The sequence below is a fragment of the Mannheimia bovis genome (genome assembly GCF_014541205.1).
Taxonomy (GTDB): domain Bacteria; phylum Pseudomonadota; class Gammaproteobacteria; order Enterobacterales; family Pasteurellaceae; genus Mannheimia; species Mannheimia bovis.
In genome coordinates this window covers 1676882-1694821 of sequence record NZ_CP061280.1, presented here as the reverse complement: position 1 = coordinate 1694821, position 17940 = coordinate 1676882, and the positions used below count along the sequence as shown (strand labels likewise).

The window sequence follows — 17940 nt, the reverse complement described above, 5'->3', positions numbered from 1 at the left end:
ATCGTTATAAATTTCAAAATTTGACATAGATCACAAAAAATTTATCTGTTATATTGTCAGCGTTCTTTGAGCTTGTCAGGAAGTGGAAAAGATGTGTTATAATCTATACATCTTTAGTAGTACATAAAGAACAAATTTTGTTTAACTTTAATATAGGTAGAAAAATCTATGGCAATTAAAATTGGTATTAACGGCTTTGGTCGTATCGGTCGTATCGTTTTCCGTGCAGCACAACATCGTGATGACATCGAAGTAGTAGGTATTAATGACTTAATCGATGTTGATTATATGGCTTATATGCTGAAATACGATTCAACTCACGGTCGTTTTGACGGTACTGTAGAAGTTAAAGATGGTCAATTGGTAGTAAACGGTAAAGCAATCCGTGTAACTGCTGAGCGTGATCCTGCTAACTTAAAATGGGACGAGATCGGTGTTGATATCGCAGTTGAAGCAACAGGTTTATTCTTAGATGATGAAACTGCTCGTAAACACATCACTGCTGGTGCGAAAAAAGTTGTTTTAACAGGTCCATCTAAAGATGCAACTCCTATGTTCGTAAACGGTGTAAACTTTGATGCGTATGCAGGTCAAGATATCGTTTCTAACGCTTCTTGTACTACAAACTGCTTAGCACCATTAGCGAAAGTAATTCACAATAAATTCGGTATCAAAGAAGGTTTAATGACTACAGTTCACGCAACAACTGCGACACAAAAAACTGTAGATGGTCCATCAGCTAAAGACTGGCGTGGTGGTCGTGGTGCTTCACAAAACATCATTCCTTCATCAACAGGTGCAGCGAAAGCAGTAGGTAAAGTATTACCTGCATTAAACGGCAAATTAACCGGTATGGCTTTCCGTGTTCCTACAACTAACGTTTCTGTAGTTGATTTAACTGTAAATTTAGAAAAACCGGCAACTTATGCTGAAATCTGTGCGGAAATCAAACGTGCTTCAGAAAACGAGATGAAAGGCGTATTAGGTTACACAGAAGATGCAGTAGTTTCAACAGACTTCAACGGTGCAACTGAAACTTCTGTATTTGATGCAGCAGCAGGTATCGCATTAACAGATACTTTCGTTAAATTAGTATCTTGGTACGATAACGAAGTTGGCTACTCAAACAAAGTATTAGACTTAGTTGCTCACGTATATAACTACAAAGGCTAATTACATAAGCTATAGCTAAATTTAAGGACCAAATTCTGAAAAGAGTTTGGTTTTTTTTATTAGCTGTAATTAAAATACAAGCGGTTATATTTGATGAATTTTCTGCAACTTCTAACTAAGTTAAATATAGCTATGGTTATCCAGAGGGTAGAGTAGGTGTCGAGTAATATAAAAGATCGATTTGTTATTTTAGCCTACAAGACTTTTCCTTTATATTAATTATAAAAATAAAAAAGACTGCAATTAATGCAGTCTTTAATTTTGGTGCTCTGAGCGAGACTCGAACTCGCACATCCTATGGACACTACCCCCTCAAGATAGCGTGTCTACCAATTCCACCACCAGAGCTTTTATTCTTTTATGCGATTATTGAGGGATATCGCTATTTTCTGTCTTAACAGGCTCTACTTGCTTTTGTTCAACTTGGCTTAAATCTTCAAATTGGCTTGTTGGTGCTTTAGTATGTGAACTTAAGTTACCGATTACTAAGCTAATTGCGAAGAAGATTGTTGCTAATAGTGCAGTTGTTCTTGATAAGAAGTTCGCTGAACCTGCTGAGCCAAACACAGTTGCTGAAGCACCTGCACCGAAAGATGCACCAGCATCAGCCCCTTTACCTTGTTGCATTAATACGAATGCGATAAGCAATACTGCCACAACAAGATAAGCAATTGTTAAAACATTGATTAACATTAATTTGTTCTCTATATAATTCTTTATGCGAAATTTGCAATGGCGTGAATAATATAGAATTTATCCCTTTTTGACAAGAGGCAAACGCTGATTTTTAAACGCTTGATTTAATTTTCAGCAGTTTGCGTTGTCTTTTTTGAATAACGAGCTTTCGGCTTGTTTGCAAGCGGTGAAATTTTCGCTAAATTTTGCAAAATCTGCCGATTAGGGCTTTGCAACAGATGCGGCAGTTGGCTACTCAGTTCAAACATAAATTGCTGATAGCTGGTTTCTTTTTTGCTGATTTGATTTAGCTGCATTTCCCAATGTGCGGTCATATCAGGCTGTGTTGCAGAATCAGGTAAGGAGTGAATGAGTGTTCTTCCTGCTTCTGTGCTGTGAATATTTTTACCTTTGCGGATTAAGAAGCCACGCTTAAACAGTAATTCGATGATGCCCGCTCGAGTAGCTTCTGTGCCTAAACCATCAGTTTCTCGTAAGATTTTTTTCAATTCTTTATCTTGTACAAATCGGGCAATACCAGTCATCGCAGAAAGTAGGCTGCGATCAGTAAAATGGCGAGGTGGTTGTGTTTTTTTACTCACAATTTCGCCATTTTCACAGTGTAAAAGCTGTCCTTTTTTTACAATAGGCAATAATGGTTCAGCATCATCAAAATTATCTTCTTTACCTAGTAAGGCTTTCCAGCCAGCAACCGATAAATTCCGAGCCTGTGCAGTAAACTTTCCCCCCGCAATTTCAAGATCAATTTTGCTTTTACGATATTCGGCATCAGGGCAAAATTGCATTAAATACTGACGAGCAATAAGCTGATAAATCCGCTTTTCATTTTCTGTTAAATGTACAGTACCTTGCCTAGCAGTTGGGATTATTGCGTGGTGAGCTTCTACCTCTTTATCATTCCAGCAACGATTACGGCGATTAGGATCAACCACTTCAGGCTTTTCTTGATATTCAGGCAAATGATGAGCGATAGCAGCCATTACTTTAAATCTATCGTTAAAATGTTCTGTGGGCAAATAGCGATTATCAGAACGAGGGTAAGTAATCAGCTTATGTGTTTCATAGAGTTTCTGACAAATATCAAGTACAGCTTGAGCAGAAAGCCCATATTTCCCGGCAGCTTCCATCTGTAAAACAGAAAGCGAGTAGGGAAGTGGAGCTGTTTCTTTTTCAATTTTGTCTTGATAGTCGGTAACATTCGCCGGTTGATTAGCAATGCGTTTTAACACATTCTCTGCAAGTGGACGAGATAACACTCGACCATCTTCATCTTGATAATCTTCACAGGCTTTACTCGGTTGCCATTGAGCCTTGAATTTTTCTTGGGTTTCAGGTACAAGGATATGAGCGAACACTTCAAAATAATCTTTCGGAATAAAGTTTTCGATCTCCAGATCACGGCGGACGATCAACCCCAATACAGGTGTTTGTACTCGACCAACAGATAATACGCCATTGTAGCCAGCCCAACGTCCTTGTAGTGTATAAGCTCTTGTCATATTAATGCCGTAAAGCCAATCCGCTCTGGCACGAGCAAGAGCAGAGGTTGCAAGCGGTATAAAATCACTATTTTTTTGCAATTTTTCAATCGCACGGCTTACCGCAGTTGGATTGAGGTCGCTGACTAAACAACGTTGAATTTGGCTTTTACGTTCAGGTGGTAAATTGAGATAACCAAAAACTTCATCTACCAAAAGTTGCCCTTCACGATCCGGGTCGCCGGCATTCACTAAAATATCGGCTTTTTTTATGAGCCTTTCGACCACTTTGAATTGTTTTAAAGTCTCTTTTTTTGGAATAAGTTTCCATTGTTCAGGCACAATAGGGAGATGTTCCATTCGCCACATTTTAAAACGTTCGTCATAGGCATCAGGTTCGGCTTGTTCTAATAAATGACCAATACACCAAGTTACGGTATCGTGTTCTCCGCATTGAATGAAGCCGTCGCCTTTTGTATGTGGTTTTGGCAATACATCGGCAATGGCTCTGGCAAGACTGGGTTTTTCGGCTACAAATAAACGCATAATAGTAAAACTTTCAAGAAATTTAACCGCTTGTGGTGCTTACAAGCGGTTAAAAAGAGATGTTGTTTTGCAATTAATTCAAACCTTGTTCAGATAAAAGCATCTGACACTGAACAGGTGGTGTGGGTAATACTTTTGTAGTTGGTGTGCCTGTGTCTGGCTTAGGCTCAAACCAAGAGTAAAGTTCTTCGCCACAACCATCACCCGCCGGAACGGGAGCTTGATTCTCACAACTTGCCGCATCAGCCGGGCAAGTTAAGCGAATATGGAAATGTGAGTCGTGTCCATACCAAGGGCGGATTTTACGTAACCAACCACGATCACTTCCTGCTGTTTGACAAAGTTTCACTTTAATTGCAGGGTTTACGAAAATGCGATCTACTCGATTGTCTGAGGCGGCTAATTTAATTAAATGAGTATGGTGCTGATTCCATAAATTGTCATCAACTCGCTGTGTATTGTGATTAACCATAATGGTAGCAAGCCCAGCCGGATTTCGTGCTGTGGCATCGTCCATTGGTCCAAATCTCAGCCAGATATCTGCATCAAGCCCTGTTTGGTGAGAAGCGTGCCCTGATGAAAAACGACCGCCTGCAGGCATTCCCATATCGCCGATTAAGATTGTCGGGACACCGGCAGCTTTCGTTTTTTTACCTAAGTTGGTGAGATAATCGAGCAGTTGTGGATGTCCGTAGTAGCGGTTTCTTGCTGAACGGATTACTTGATAGCCCTCGCCTTTTAAAGCTAATGGCTGTGCTCCAATAATGCAACCATTGCTATATCCACCAATCGATTGAGCTTTACCTTGCACCGGAGTTTTAATTTTTTCCCATTGAGTTGCATTGGCAGTGGTTGCGAGAATTGCCAAGCCTGATATAAAGAGCGTTCTAACTAAATGCATTATTTTTCCGAGTATAAGTAATTCAAGCGGTTAAATTCTTTAATTTTTTTGCAAAAAAGAACACAAAATCAACCGCTTGATTTGTTAGTTTTCGTTTAACGGCATTGAGCCTTAAATCTGAGTAAGTGATCTAACAAGACGATAGCCATCATCGCCTCTGCAATTGGCACAGCACGGATACCGACACAAGGGTCGTGTCTGCCTTTAGTAACCACTTCAACAGGCTCGTTGTTTTTGTTTACACTTTTGCCCGGAATAGTAATGCTTGATGTGGGTTTGAGTGCAATGTTTGCAATAATCGGCTGACCAGAGCTGATTCCGCCTAGAATACCACCTGCGTGGTTAGATAAAAAGCCTTCCGGCGTCATTTCATCACGGTGCTCGCTGCCACGTTGTTCAACTACTGCAAAACCATCGCCAATTTCGACTGCTTTCACGGCGTTGATAGACATTAAGGCGTGAGCGAGATCAGCATCTAAGCGGTCAAAAACAGGCTCACCTAATCCAACAGGTACATTTTCTGCAATTACAGTTAGTTTTGCACCTATGGAATCTCCCTCTTTTTTCAATTCACGAATTAAAGCATCAAAGCCTTCAATTGCAACGGGATCAGGGCAGAAGAACGGATTACTATTGATAGCTTGCCAATCAATCTGTTCAATATTTTCAACCGTTTTCGGGTCAATTTTTACATTGCCGATTTGCGATAAATAGCCACGCACTTCAATGCCAAATTGCTCACGCAAATATTTTTTAGCAATAGCACCTGCTGCTACACGCATTGCCGTTTCACGAGCAGATGAACGACCACCACCACGATAATCACGAATGCCATACTTTTGTTGGTAAGTATAATCAGCGTGCCCCGGTCTGAATTTTTCGGCAATATCGCCATAATCTTGCGAGCGTTGATCGCCGTTTTTAATGATTAAGCCAATGCTCGTGCCGGTTGTTTTACCTTCAAATACGCCGGAGAGAATTTGTACTTCATCATCTTCACGGCGAGGGGTAGTGTAGCGTGATGTACCGGGCTTGCGGCGGTCTAAATCAGGCTGTAAATCGGCTTCGCTTAATTCCATATTCGGTGGCACGCCATCAACGATGCAACCTAATGCAATACCATGTGATTCGCCAAAGGTGGTTACTTTAAATAATTGTCCGATGCTATTGCCTGCCATTTTTAGTCCTTTTCTTTTGTTGTTGTGTTATTGGAAAGTTCAAAATCAAAGCGTTTTGAACCTACTTTAATTTCATCTTGTGTATCATTGTTTTTGATATAAACGTCTAATTGGTTAAACGCAATATCAATATTATGCTCATTAAATAGCTGATGGATACGTGTATTGAGAGCATCAATAGTTGGGTTACGATCAGATAAATCGTTCACATAAGCTCTTAATTCGTGATCCAATGTGCTTGCACCAAATGTGAGGAAGTAAGCTCTTGGTTGTGGATCTTTAAGTACTTTCGGATTTTCTTCCGCTACTTGTAGTAATAAGCGTTTAACTAACTCTACGTCAGAACCGTAAGCAACACCAACTTGCACAATAATACGGGTTGCCGTGCTGCTTAATGCCCAGTTTACCAATCTTTCGGTTACAAATGCTTTATTTGGTACGATAACTTCTTTACCATCAAAATCAACTAGGGTTGTTGCACGAATACGAATTTTTGAGACTGTACCGCTATATGTGCCGATTGTAATGGTATCACCAATACGCATTGGGCGTTCAAATAAGATAATAATGCCTGAGACAAAGTTTGCAAAGATCTCTTGCATACCAAAACCTAAACCAACAGAAAGTGCGGTTAGTAACCATTGGAGCTTACTCCAAGATACGCCTAATGTACCGAAGGCAAATATTGCTCCTAACGCAATAATTAAATAGGTTAAGAGTGTTGTGATTGTATATGGTGTACCTTGCGATAACTTAAAGTGCGAGAAAATAAGGGCTTCGAGTAAACCGCTTAAGTTTCGGATTAATACCACCATCACCACAATAATTAGAAGAGCAGTAAGCAAATTCAGCAGTGTGATAGATTCCATCACAATGCCTGCTTCTGTCGTTACACTTTGCTGCCACAAAGTTACGCCATCTAAGTAGAGAGCAACAGTAATTAAATCAGACCATACCCAGTAAAGTAGTACAAATAAGCCAATCCAAAGTACAAAATCGGTTAATTTCAACATTTGGTTTTTGACTTCGCTTACGGCAATGGAATCCTCTTTTAACTCAAACGGAATTTCAACACCATCCGGGTTTTCATTATTTTGTTCCGCCTTGGCACGAGCTTTAGCTTCAGCCGCTTCTCTTTTTTCTTGTAGACGTCTGTAAGCAAGACGACGTGCGGAAATAGAAAATGCACGGTAGAGAACATTGCGGACAATAATCCAAGTAATAATTGCAAAATAGGAGGCAATTAAATGTTCAATAATCACTAATGCCGTATAGTAATAGCCTAGCACAATGAGAATAATCAGAACAACCGGAGCAATGAGCAAGACTAATTTAACAATCGTTAGAAGAATACTTTTTGATTCTTGGGTTTCTTGATGTGTTACATTTTCATAAGTAGAAATAGCTTGCCTGAAGGCTGGAGCAATCATCCAGATCATTAAAATTAAGACGAGGATTGTCATTGTTTGCCCAAGCACATCGTAAGAAATACCGGTTTCTAATTTTGTGAAAATAGAGGTATTAAGCAATAATGCAATTAGCCAAACAGAGCGTCTTAAAATGTTTCGGAAAATTTCATTACTTTTTTGTGGCATATTAAAATGGATATGCCCAATGCCGTGAGGACGTAACATCGCCACTAAGAAAGCAAAGTAAAGCCAATAAGTAGCCATTTTTAATCCCCAAGCCCAAACTTCTTGTGGATTTTCTAATGAAATATAAGTAACGGCGATAAACCCGGCTAAGAAAATAAAGGTACTTGGTAAGCACAGCACCACAGTCCAAAAAATAGCAAGTGGTGTATTCCATTGGCTATCAGTTGCCACAATTTTTAAGCGATTATTAATATGGTGTAGTTTTTGCTTAATTTTGTCTTTTTGACGATTAATAAAAGCTGCAAGTAATAATAAAATAGTAACTAAAATACCTGCGGGTACAATGTTATCACGCCAATTTGAAAAATTGAGTTTTTTACCAATATCAAGAATTTGATAGTGAGAGACATCAATAAACTTGCTGAACCATTCTAAGTCCATTGGGCTATTACTTTTTACCCAGAAGCTTTGTTGTTGCAGTTTTTGCTGTAACGTATCACTAATGGTTTGAACCTGTTGTTGGTTCAATTCAATATTAATTAATAAATTAAGCTGATTGTTTAACGACTTAATCATTTCAGATAAAGTTGTTAAACGCTCTTGCAAAATAGTGGTTAGTTGTTGCTTCTCTTGAGTTGTAAAGGTGGCTTTTCCCTCTTGTTCCAATTTACTAATATAGGCATTGATGTCTGAGAAAGAATCACGAAACTCCGTCATATCAAAAACACGTACACGCAGATCAGTAATTTGTTTAGAAATGCCTGAAATCATTTCATCTTGCGGTAATGATTGTTTTTGTTTGTTGATGATGCGAGAAAGTACCAACGTACCTTGTAATGAGCTAATTTGCTCTTCAATATTACGTTGGGTTTGTTGTAAGTTATCAAGCACGCTTTTAATACGCAAATTATCTTGTGATAATTGCGTCATATCTTTTGTTTGTTTTAGTAACTCTTGCGTAACTTTTGTGTTCACATCCAATTCACGCAAAATAATAGGATTTGCTGTTGCATTATTTTGCTGATTTTGAACCGCTTGTGCCTGCTCTAATTTATTTTGTGATTCTTCTACAATCTGATTATTGATTGCAGTTTGTAAATTAGCAATTTCAGCTTGTAGATTTTGCTGTTCTTGTCTTTTTTCCTCCAGTTGAGAAGAGTAAACCGCTGCTAAATTTTCACTCCCATTCAGCAGAGTTTGGTTATAAGTATTTTTTAATTCAATGAGTTCTAGCTCTGTTTCTAACTTGGCTTTAAGTTCACTTTGAATATTGGTTGCAGAAAGCTGGGTGTTAATTTCCTGCTTACGTTTTACCATTTCAGTTAATACAGTTTGAGCTTTGTCAGGTGCAGTATTTTGAGCGACTAAATTATTATTGATTAGGCTTAAATCGTGCTGTACCGTTTCAAGTTTAGCCTGTGCTGCGGTGAGTTCTTTTTGCAAATCGGTCGTTGATTTTTGCGTTAAAGTATCCACAGTAGGTACAACAATTGCTTTTAATTTTTCCAGATTGTTTTGACTAGTGGTTAATGCTTTCTGAGAACCTTGAATAGATTTATTCAACGCTTCGTTATCTGCTTTTTGCTTCTCAATTTGAGAGAGGAGTAATAGAGTATCTTCAAGCGTTTGAACTAAGGCTTTATTGTTTGCATCAGCTTGATCTAATTTTTTAGCACTATCAAGCTGGCTTTGGATTGCTTTTTGAAGTGGAATTTCAGCTAAAGCATAGTTAGTTGTAGTAAATATCAGCCCTAAACTGAGTAAAAGATTTTTTAATATTGGTTTAAACATAGATTTCCTTTATTTTTTTATTCTGTATATCTTGTTGTAATTGTGTGCGTGAAATTTTGATTGCTCCTTGCGTTTGGTATTGTTCAATATCCAGCAAGTAATAAGCAACAGGTTGTTTAAATTTTTCTAACTTATCAGACAACCAAATTTTTAATTTATTAACTTCCTGCTCTAAATTAGGTTGTCTAAATTGCACAATTGCAATCGGGCGTTGCCCAAATTCCTTGTCGCCAATAGGTAAAACAAACACTTGTTCTACAAGGTTAGATCGAAAAATTATCTGTTCGATCTCTTCGGGTTGAATGTTCTCTCCGCCTGAAATAAACATATTATCTAATCGCCCTTTTATTACAAGTTGTTTTTTACTGTTCCACTCGCCCCTGTCTTTAGTAGCAAACCAGCCCTGTTCATTGACAAGCGGTCGAATTTTGCCATTTTTTTGCCAATAACCTAATGCAAGTGGTTTACCTTTTATCCAAACTTCATCGTTTTCCAGTTTGACTTCTCGGTGGCTTAATGGAAAGCCGACATTATCCAACTTATTTTCTACGGCACAAATAGTTGATGCCATTTCTGTCATACCGTAACCAGAGAAGGTAGTAATGCCTTGTTGTTGGGCTTGAGCTACTAGTTCCGATGGAATAGCCGTACCGCCCAATAAACATTTTTGACTTACCGGATAGTCTAATTGAGCTAGATAACGTTGTAATTGAGTTGGTACGAGCGAGGCGTGGCTGACTTGTTTGAGCAAAGTAAAAAAGGCTTCTTTACTTTCATTCACATATAGCACTGCCCCTTTAAGTAACCAACGCCATATAATGCCTTGCCCTGAAACGTGGAATAATGGCAAGCTCAATAGCCAAGAATGGGTTTGTTCAAATTTCATTAATTCACACACGCCTTCAGCACTATATAAATGGGCAGAAATTGAATGCACCACTGCTTTAGGCATACCGGTTGAGCCGGAGGTTAAGGTGAGCGTGGCAGGTTGTTCAAAATCAAGCTTAGGTAAAGGGTTACAAGCGGTTGTTTCTGCCGAAAAATTTGCAAAAGTGTCATCGGTAATAAAAACATCAACGCTTGTTTCTTCTAATATAGTTTGTTGTTGTGCTTGAGTTTGTGCCGGGTTGAGCATTAAGATTTTTGCTCCTAGCGAGAGCGTGGCACAATAAGCAAGTAATCCGCAAAAACGATTAACACCACAATAAGCTACTAAACATTCATCTTTAACGTTTTGAGCTTTTAAGATAGAGCAAACTTGTTGCAGTAAATATTGAAATTCTGCCCAATTAAGTTGAGCAGGAAGATGAGGGAAATAATCGTTTTTTTCTTTTTCCCGAATAATGGCAATATTTTGGGCTGTATTTTCAGCCCAAAATTGAGTAGGAAATAGGGGAGAATGAAGCACCATTACTTGTTATTTGAAAAGTGCTTGAATACGCTCAATCAGTTTAACAGGCACTTGCATCGATTCCATCACGCCTTTTAGAATAAGCCCTTTACGAGCTGTATTATTATTTGTAATCACCCAAAATGGGGAATCAGGAATCTGTTTTGCTTTCACGCCACTGCCTGTTGCTAGAATTTCTTCTTCGCTTTGAGAGAAATAAATACGTTCGTTGCCACGCACATTTTCGGTTGCTTTAGCAAAAGCTGCGGGGTTAGAGCGATACAATGCCGCTAATAACATCATAAAACGCACAACATTTTTATTTTCGTTCATAAAATGTTCTGAGTCTAAAATGTCTTCTAATTTAGCTACGGTTTTCTCCGCATTTGAATCGTCTTTTTTGCTTGTTGCACGAGATGGTGTTTTAACCAGCTCTTTTAGTTCGTTAATCATATGTTCTTGTACTAACACAAAAGGTTGCGGCGATTGAGGTAATCTTAGCAATCGACGCAAGATATCTGATGCCGTTTCACCAATAGATTGTGTACGACTGGCAATATATTGATATAATTCATCATCAATTTCGATTCTTTTCATCGGGATCCTCATTATCTTTAAACATAAATAGCGTTAGTTATGTGTGCTATTATACGTATTTCTTTGCGTTTTTATAGAGGATCTTGTTTGAAAATTTATGCTAAAAAAGATAATGATATGACAAAAAAATCAGGTTTAAATTTTCTTTATCAACCGTCTGCAAATAAACCAAACGCCCAAACAATGGTGTTTTTACACGGGTTATTTGGCGATATGAATAACTTAGGTGTTATTGCCAAATCGTTTGCAGAAAATTACGCTGTGTTAAGGGTGGATCTTAGAAATCACGGGGGATCTTTTCATTCCCTAGAAATGAATTATTCGCTAATTGCTCAAGATTTAGAAGAGTTATTCATTGAACAAAATATTCAAAATGCAATTGTTGTTGGACATTCAATGGGGGGTAAAAGTGCGATGGCATTAGCTGACTTAGCCCCGAAATTAGTAGATAAATTAATTGTGATTGATATAGCCCCGGTAGCCTATACACAAAATCGCCATAAACAAATTATTGAAGGTTTATTTGCCGTAAAAGCAGCGAAGCCTCAAACTCGTCAACAAGCAAAAGTGATAATGGCAGAACATATTCCAGATGAAGGTATTCAGCAATTTATGCTGAAATCTTTTGATGCACAAAGCGAACAATCATTCCGATTTAATTTAACCGCATTAGCACAGAACTATCAGAATTTGATGGATTGGCGTGATGTTAAAGTTGATAAACCAACGCTTTTTATTAAAGGAGCGTTGTCGGATTATATTCAGGCAGAGCATACGGAAACAATATTAAAACAATTTCCTCAAGCAAAATCCTTTATTGTCGCAAATTCCGATCACTGGGTTCATGCTGAAAAGCCGGAAGCCGTTGTGCGAGCTATTAACAAATTTTTAGAGAAATAGAAAATGCAAAAAGATACGTTATTTTCCGCACCTATTGAAAAATTGGGTGATTTTACCTTTGATGAATCGGTTGCGGAAGTTTTCCCCGATATGATCCAACGTTCTGTGCCGGGTTATTCCAATATTATTACTGCAATTGGTATGTTGGCGGAACGCTTTGTAACAGATAATTCAACGGTTTATGATTTAGGCTGCTCAAGAGGGGCTGGGATTTTATCTATCCGCCGAAATATAAAAGCACAAGATGTAAAAATTATCGGGGTGGATAACTCACAACCGATGGTTGAACGTTGCAAAACGCATTTAAATGCTTACCAGTCTGATATTCCTGTTGAGATTTTACTTGATGATATTCGCCAAGTTGAAATCAAGAATGCCTCAATGGTAGTGTTAAACTTCACGCTACAATTTCTGCCGAGAGAAGATCGTCTCACGTTATTACAAAAAATCTATCAAGGATTAAATTCCAAGGGCATTTTGGTGTTATCCGAAAAATTTACTTTTGAAAGCGAAGAGATGAATGAATTATTGATCGATCTTCATCATACTTTCAAACGAGCGAACGGCTACAGTGAATTAGAAGTAAGCCAAAAGCGTAATGCGTTGGAAAATGTGATGCGGACAGACAGTATTGAAACCCACAAAAAACGTTTAAAAGAAGCTGGTTTTGAACAAGTAGAACTTTGGTTTCAATGTTTTAACTTTGGTTCAATGATTGCAGTTAAATCTTAACAAGTGGGCTCAAAAAGCATCGCTTTTTGAACATAGGCTTTGCTAACGGCAGCTGTGAACAATCCTTGCAAGGATTATTGAATAATTTTTAATTATTTTTTGCAAATTTTTGATAAATAACAACCGCTTGTACTTCATTTTTTTCTTTATAACAAAAGTTAGGTAGAATCGGTTATAATGTACCCTTACTTAATTTGAGGAAAAGAGAATGGCAACTATAAAAGATGTCGCCAAACAGGCAGGGGTTTCAACCACAACGGTTTCACACGTTATTAATAAAACTCGTTTTGTGGCAGAGGACACCACTAAAGCTGTTTGGGAGGCAATTAAAACATTAAATTATTCTCCTAGTGCGGTGGCTCGTAGTTTAAAAATTAATACTACTAAATCGATCGGTATGATCATCACAACCAGTGAATCACCGTTTTTTGCGGAAATTGTGTTGGCAGTAGAGGAATTCTGCTACAGTAAAGGTTATTCGCTATTTTTATGTAACACCCAAAATAAACTCGAAAAAATCGAAAATCATTTAGATATGCTTATTAAAAAACGAGTGGATGGAATTTTAGTAATGTGTTCTGAATATACCGATAATTCTTTCGATATTTTTGAAACGACTAATATACCAATGGTTATTATGGATTGGGGGATGAGTGATTCTCGAGCTGATATGATTTTAGATCACGGTTGTGACGGCGGTTATTTAGCTACCCAACATTTAATTGAAAGCGGACATAAAGATATTGCAGTTATCACAGGTAGTTTGGGTAAAGAAATTGCACGAACTCGTTTCGAAGGGGTAAAAAAGGCATTATCTGATGCGGGTTTATCTCTGAGAGATGAATGGGTTCAAGAAGGCGACTTCGAGCCGGAAGGTGGCTATGAGTGTATGAATAATCTCCTTAAAAATAAGGAATTACCGACAGCGGTATTTTGCTTTAACGATGTGATGGCATTGGGGGCAATTTCAGCTATTACCGAAAAAGGATTAAATGTACCGCAAGATATTTCTGTGATCGGGTATGATAATGTGCATAGCTCACGCTTTTATGCACCACCGCTCACTACAGTACATCAATCAAAATCACGTTTGGGGGCAGCAGCGTTAGAATTATTATTAGAGCGAATTGAGAATAATGAAAAAGCAAAAGAGCCTAAAGTTTTAGAGTTCTTCCCGGAATTGGTAAAACGCAAATCAGTTAGAAATTTAACAATTAAGGAGTAATATGGAAACGTTAATTGAATTTTTTAGTAGCTATGGATATTGGGCGGTATTTCTAGTTTTACTTGCTTGCGGATTTGGTTTACCTATCCCGGAAGATATAACTTTAGTTTCAGGTGGTGTGATTTCAGGGCTGGGTTATACCAATGTGCATTGGATGCTTGTTGTCAGTATGCTTGGCGTACTGATTGGAGATAGCACGATGTACTGGTTAGGCAGAATCTATGGCGAAAAAATTCTACAATTTCCATTTATTCGAAAGATTGCCACGCCTGAGCGTTTTGCTATGGTGCAAGAGCGTTTTGAAACACAAGGTTTGAAATTACTGTTTATGGCACGTTTCTTGCCTGGTCTGCGAGCTGTAGTTTACCTAGTATCTGGTATTACTCGAAAAGTGAGCTTTGTGAAGTTCTTACTCGTTGATTTCTTTGCCGCAATTATTTCTGTGCCAATTTGGGTTTATTTAGGTGATTATGGTGCATCTAACTTAGATTGGTTAAAAGAGCAGGTTAGCAACGGTCAACACGCTATTTTTGCGGTTCTTGGCATTGTTATTTTGTTTTTGGGCTGGAAATGGTATAGAAAGAAAAAGGCAAAATCAGCAAAATAAACACAGATTAAAACGACAAAAGGCTATCAAATTTGATAGCCTTTTGCTTTGGAATATGGTGCGACTAGCTGGACTCGAACCAGTGACCCCCACCATGTCAAGGTGGTGCTCTAACCAACTGAGCTATAGTCGCGTTAACGGAAAGCATTCTATTGGAAAAAATAGTACTGTGCAATATGCTTTTTCTTGAATGCTTTTATTTTAAACGCTTTTGTGTGAAAATCTGTTTATCTTCCCAGCAGAGCATTGTTAAATGGCTTCCCCACGCACACCCTGTATCTAAAGCATAAATATTGGGATAAGGACATTTCCCCATTAAACTTGCCCAATGCCCAAAAATAATTTCCTGCTCTTTATAGAGCGGATTATCTAATTCAAACCAAGCTACAAGCTCTTTAGGGGCTTCTTCAATAGGTAATTTACACTCAAAATCTAACCGCTTGTCTGTGTGGCAAAAACGCATACGCGTAAACACATTAATGATATAACGCCAGCGTTCAATGCCTTGTAATTCATCAGACCAGCGTTGAGGATTATTTTCATACATTTGGGCGATATAATTGGCGTATTGTGAACTTTGCAGCAAAGTTTCGGCTTCTTTAGCACAATTTAATGTGGTTGCTAAATCCCATTCCGGGCTAATACCGGCGTGAACGAGCAGAAATTTATGGGTTGGATGATAGATTGCAAGCGGTTGATTTCTCAGCCAATTTTGCAATTCAAGGCGATCTTCTGCTTGAAAAATAGGATCGACTTTATCGTTCGGCTTTACTCGTTTTATACCGAGTAACGTAGCAAGTAAATGTAAATCGTGATTGCCTAAAACAGTTTTAGCATTATTGGCAGGATCTTTTACAAAACGAAGGCAAGCGAGAGAATCTTCGCCACGGGCAACTAAATCGCCCGTTAAAAAAAGTTCGTCTTGCTTAGGGTCATAATTCACTTTTTCTAATAAAAGTTGGAATTCGTTAAAGCAGCCGTGTAAGTCGCCAACGATATAGGTTGCCATTAGTGATTTCCCCAAAATAGGGTAAGGGCTAATTGCAATTAGCCTTTACAAGTTTAGATGATATTCCCCACAATCGAACGTGTTTCTAAGCGAACTTCAGTGAGTTTCACTTTAACCTCTTGCCCGATTTGATAGGCTTTTTCGCCTTTGATGTAAATAGCTAATTCTTCTTGGCGGTATTCCATTTCATCTTTATTATCGTGTAGTGTTGAGAATGGAACGAAAATTTGTGCTCCGTTTTTAATCACTTTAGCACGCAAACCACCACGAGAGACATCTGCAATTTCACACTCAAATTCGACCGCTTGTTCCACCATTGGGTACAAGTAGCGGGCATAGAGCCAATCGGCAATATCACGTTCTACGAGTCGATTTTGGCGGCGGGCTTCTTGTAATCGGGTTAAAACAGATTCTTCAACTGTTTTTGTTTGTTTGCCTAATAGTACTTGCTTGATTAAACGATGATTTACCATATCGCCATATTTACGGATTGGTGATGTCCAAGTGGCATAGTGGCTGATGCCTAAGCCAAAATGTGGTGCAACCTCTGATTTAAACTCCGCAAAGGTGAGATAGCGGCGTAAGCGAAGTTCTAAGAATTTCTCCGGGAAATCTTGAATATCACGTTGCATTTCACAATAGCCTTCTAGCGTGGCTAAACGTTCTGCCGAGTAGCGTTCTGCCAGTCCATCACGATTTTCATCTGTCGCTAAGGTTTGTAGTAAAAATGATTTCACTAATTCATAGTTTTTTGAATCAAAACCCGAATGGGTATTAAATACGCCGGTTTGTGCGTGTTGGCTTAGGAATTTGGCACAACTGATGTTGGCGATAATCATTGATTCTTCAATCATCTGATTTGCAATGCGACGATATTCAATGTGAATGTCTTTTACTGAGCCGTCTTCATTTAATTCAAAGGTGTAATCGCCTTGCTCTTTAAATAAGAGAGCATTTTTTGCACGCCATTGAATACGAGCTTGCGTAAATTGATGTAATAAGTTGATTTGTTGCTTAGTCTCTTCTGATTCAGGCAGCCACGCATTTTCTATACCTTCAAGATAGTCAGAGACATTGTCGTAAGCAAGGCGATCTTTAGATTCAACCCAAGCTAAAGTGAAATTTGCTTCTTTAGTAAAGTTACCCTCTAAATCGGTTTCAATAAAAGAGACTAACGCTGGGCGTTTTTCGTTTGGCACAAGCGAGCAGAGATCATCAGACAACTCACGCGGTAACATTGGAATGTTAAAGCCCGGTAAATAGTTCGTGAAACAGCGTTGGCGTGCGGCTTTCTCAATATTAGAATTTTCAGGAATATAAGCGGTAGGATCAGCAATCGCCACTGCTAAACGCCAGCCTGTTTGCACATCGTTTTCTTTGATTGGCTCAATGTATAAGGCATCGTCCATATCTTTCGTGCTTGGGCTATCGATAGTGGTAAAGTAAAGGTGAGTTAAATCTTCACGTTCTAATTCATCGTGCAATTCGTAGCTTTTTTCATTGGCAACCGGTTCACGAGGTTGCTCGTGACGAGCTAATGTTACCCACCAAGGAGCAAAATTATCGTCCTCTTTACAAATAAATTGAGTTACTTGAGCAAAGAAAAAGCGGTCATCACGCAGTGGGTGCGTTTTGAGTTGAGCAACTACCCAATCGCCATTTTCTAATTTTTCGGTTACTTTTTTGTGTGTATTCGCAGGAATATTTTGCTTAATGCTTGGGTGATCTACCGCTAATTGCAATTTTCCTTCTTTATTTAAACGCACTTGAGCAATAAAGCGATCAAGCATTGGCTCAATTAGGGAGTCAATTTCGACTTGTTCTTTATCGCCATCACGTTTAACTACCGCTTTAACGGTGTCACCGTGAATCACTTTTTTCATTTCTGTTGGAGGAATGAAATAGCTTTTTTTATCGCATTCTAAAAAACCGAATGCCTTATCAGAGGCTTTAACTGTGCCTTCTACATATTCTTTGCTTGCTTCAATTTGTTGTTTGAGTTGAGCTAAAAGAGGGTTGTCTTGAAACATATAATGATATCTTTAAAAATAAATAAACCCTCTTTCGGGAATCGTCCAGAAAGAGGGACAAGCGGTTAAATTTTATAGAAATTTTGCAACTG

14 protein-coding genes and 2 tRNA genes are annotated in these 17940 nt (G+C 38.5%); 5 read left to right on the top strand and 11 right to left on the bottom strand.

Annotated features, from left to right (window positions below; translation table 11 throughout):
- Positions 1–168: 168 nt before the first annotated feature.
- The gene (gene gap, locus ICJ55_RS08400; protein WP_025235879.1) at positions 169–1173 is read left to right on the top strand and encodes a type I glyceraldehyde-3-phosphate dehydrogenase; all 1005 of its coding nucleotides are present in this window, start codon (positions 169–171) and stop codon (positions 1171–1173) included.
- A gap of 262 nt (positions 1174–1435) precedes the next feature.
- On the opposite strand, the gene ICJ55_RS08395 is transcribed toward gap, so the two are convergent.
- From ICJ55_RS08395 to seqA, 8 genes are all read right to left on the bottom strand, one after another.
- Positions 1436–1521, bottom strand: a tRNA-Leu gene (locus ICJ55_RS08395).
- An 18-nt stretch (positions 1522–1539) separates the two neighbouring features.
- Positions 1540–1866: a preprotein translocase subunit SecG gene (gene secG / locus ICJ55_RS08390; protein WP_188156395.1), complete on the bottom strand. Its 327-nt coding sequence runs from the start codon at positions 1864–1866 to the stop codon at positions 1540–1542.
- A gap of 107 nt (positions 1867–1973) precedes the next feature.
- Positions 1974–3893, bottom strand: coding sequence for a DNA topoisomerase III (locus tag ICJ55_RS08385; RefSeq protein WP_188156394.1), 1920 nt, complete (start codon positions 3891–3893; stop codon positions 1974–1976).
- A gap of 73 nt (positions 3894–3966) precedes the next feature.
- Positions 3967–4794 (bottom strand): penicillin-insensitive murein endopeptidase, encoded by an 828-nt coding sequence (gene mepA, locus ICJ55_RS08380; protein ID WP_188156393.1) that lies wholly within the window; start codon positions 4792–4794, stop codon positions 3967–3969.
- Positions 4795–4889: 95 nt separating this feature from the next.
- Positions 4890–5972, bottom strand: a complete 1083-nt coding sequence (gene aroC / locus ICJ55_RS08375) for a chorismate synthase (RefSeq protein WP_188156392.1) — start codon at positions 5970–5972, stop codon at positions 4890–4892.
- A gap of 2 nt (positions 5973–5974) precedes the next feature.
- The gene (gene mscK, locus ICJ55_RS08370) at positions 5975–9358 is read right to left on the bottom strand and encodes a mechanosensitive channel MscK (RefSeq protein WP_188156391.1); all 3384 of its coding nucleotides are present in this window, start codon (positions 9356–9358) and stop codon (positions 5975–5977) included.
- The gene (gene menE, locus ICJ55_RS08365) at positions 9351–10766 is read right to left on the bottom strand and encodes an o-succinylbenzoate--CoA ligase (protein ID WP_425168897.1); all 1416 of its coding nucleotides are present in this window, start codon (positions 10764–10766) and stop codon (positions 9351–9353) included. The genes mscK and menE overlap by 8 nt, the downstream gene beginning before the upstream one ends.
- Before the next feature lie 9 nt (positions 10767–10775).
- Positions 10776–11345, bottom strand: a complete 570-nt coding sequence (gene seqA / locus ICJ55_RS08360) for a replication initiation negative regulator SeqA (RefSeq protein WP_188156389.1) — start codon at positions 11343–11345, stop codon at positions 10776–10778.
- A 117-nt stretch (positions 11346–11462) separates the two neighbouring features.
- On the opposite strand from seqA, the gene ICJ55_RS08355 reads away from it, so the two are divergent.
- The 4 genes from ICJ55_RS08355 (at position 11463) to ICJ55_RS08340 (ending at position 14809) form a co-directional block, all read left to right on the top strand.
- Positions 11463–12245 (top strand): alpha/beta fold hydrolase, encoded by a 783-nt coding sequence (locus ICJ55_RS08355; RefSeq protein WP_188156388.1) that lies wholly within the window; start codon positions 11463–11465, stop codon positions 12243–12245.
- A 3-nt stretch (positions 12246–12248) separates the two neighbouring features.
- Positions 12249–12977, top strand: coding sequence for a carboxy-S-adenosyl-L-methionine synthase CmoA (gene cmoA, locus ICJ55_RS08350; RefSeq protein WP_188156387.1), 729 nt, complete (start codon positions 12249–12251; stop codon positions 12975–12977).
- 208 nt (positions 12978–13185) lie between these two features.
- Entirely contained in the window at positions 13186–14202 is a 1017-nt protein-coding gene (purR, locus tag ICJ55_RS08345) for an HTH-type transcriptional repressor PurR (RefSeq protein ID WP_188156386.1), read from the top strand.
- Between the two features lies 1 nt (position 14203).
- Positions 14204–14809, top strand: coding sequence for a DedA family protein (locus tag ICJ55_RS08340; protein WP_188156385.1), 606 nt, complete (start codon positions 14204–14206; stop codon positions 14807–14809).
- Positions 14810–14865: 56 nt separating this feature from the next.
- On the opposite strand, the gene ICJ55_RS08335 is transcribed toward ICJ55_RS08340, so the two are convergent.
- The 3 genes from ICJ55_RS08335 to ICJ55_RS08325 form a co-directional block, all read right to left on the bottom strand.
- Positions 14866–14942 (bottom strand) — tRNA-Val (locus tag ICJ55_RS08335).
- 63 nt (positions 14943–15005) lie between these two features.
- Positions 15006–15818 carry a bis(5'-nucleosyl)-tetraphosphatase (symmetrical) ApaH gene (gene apaH, locus ICJ55_RS08330; RefSeq protein WP_188156384.1) on the bottom strand — a complete coding sequence of 271 codons (813 nt, stop codon included), beginning with the start codon at positions 15816–15818 and terminating at the stop codon, positions 15006–15008.
- A gap of 53 nt (positions 15819–15871) precedes the next feature.
- Positions 15872–17848, bottom strand: coding sequence for an exoribonuclease II (locus tag ICJ55_RS08325; RefSeq protein ID WP_188156383.1), 1977 nt, complete (start codon positions 17846–17848; stop codon positions 15872–15874).
- Positions 17849–17940: the final 92 nt, after the last annotated feature.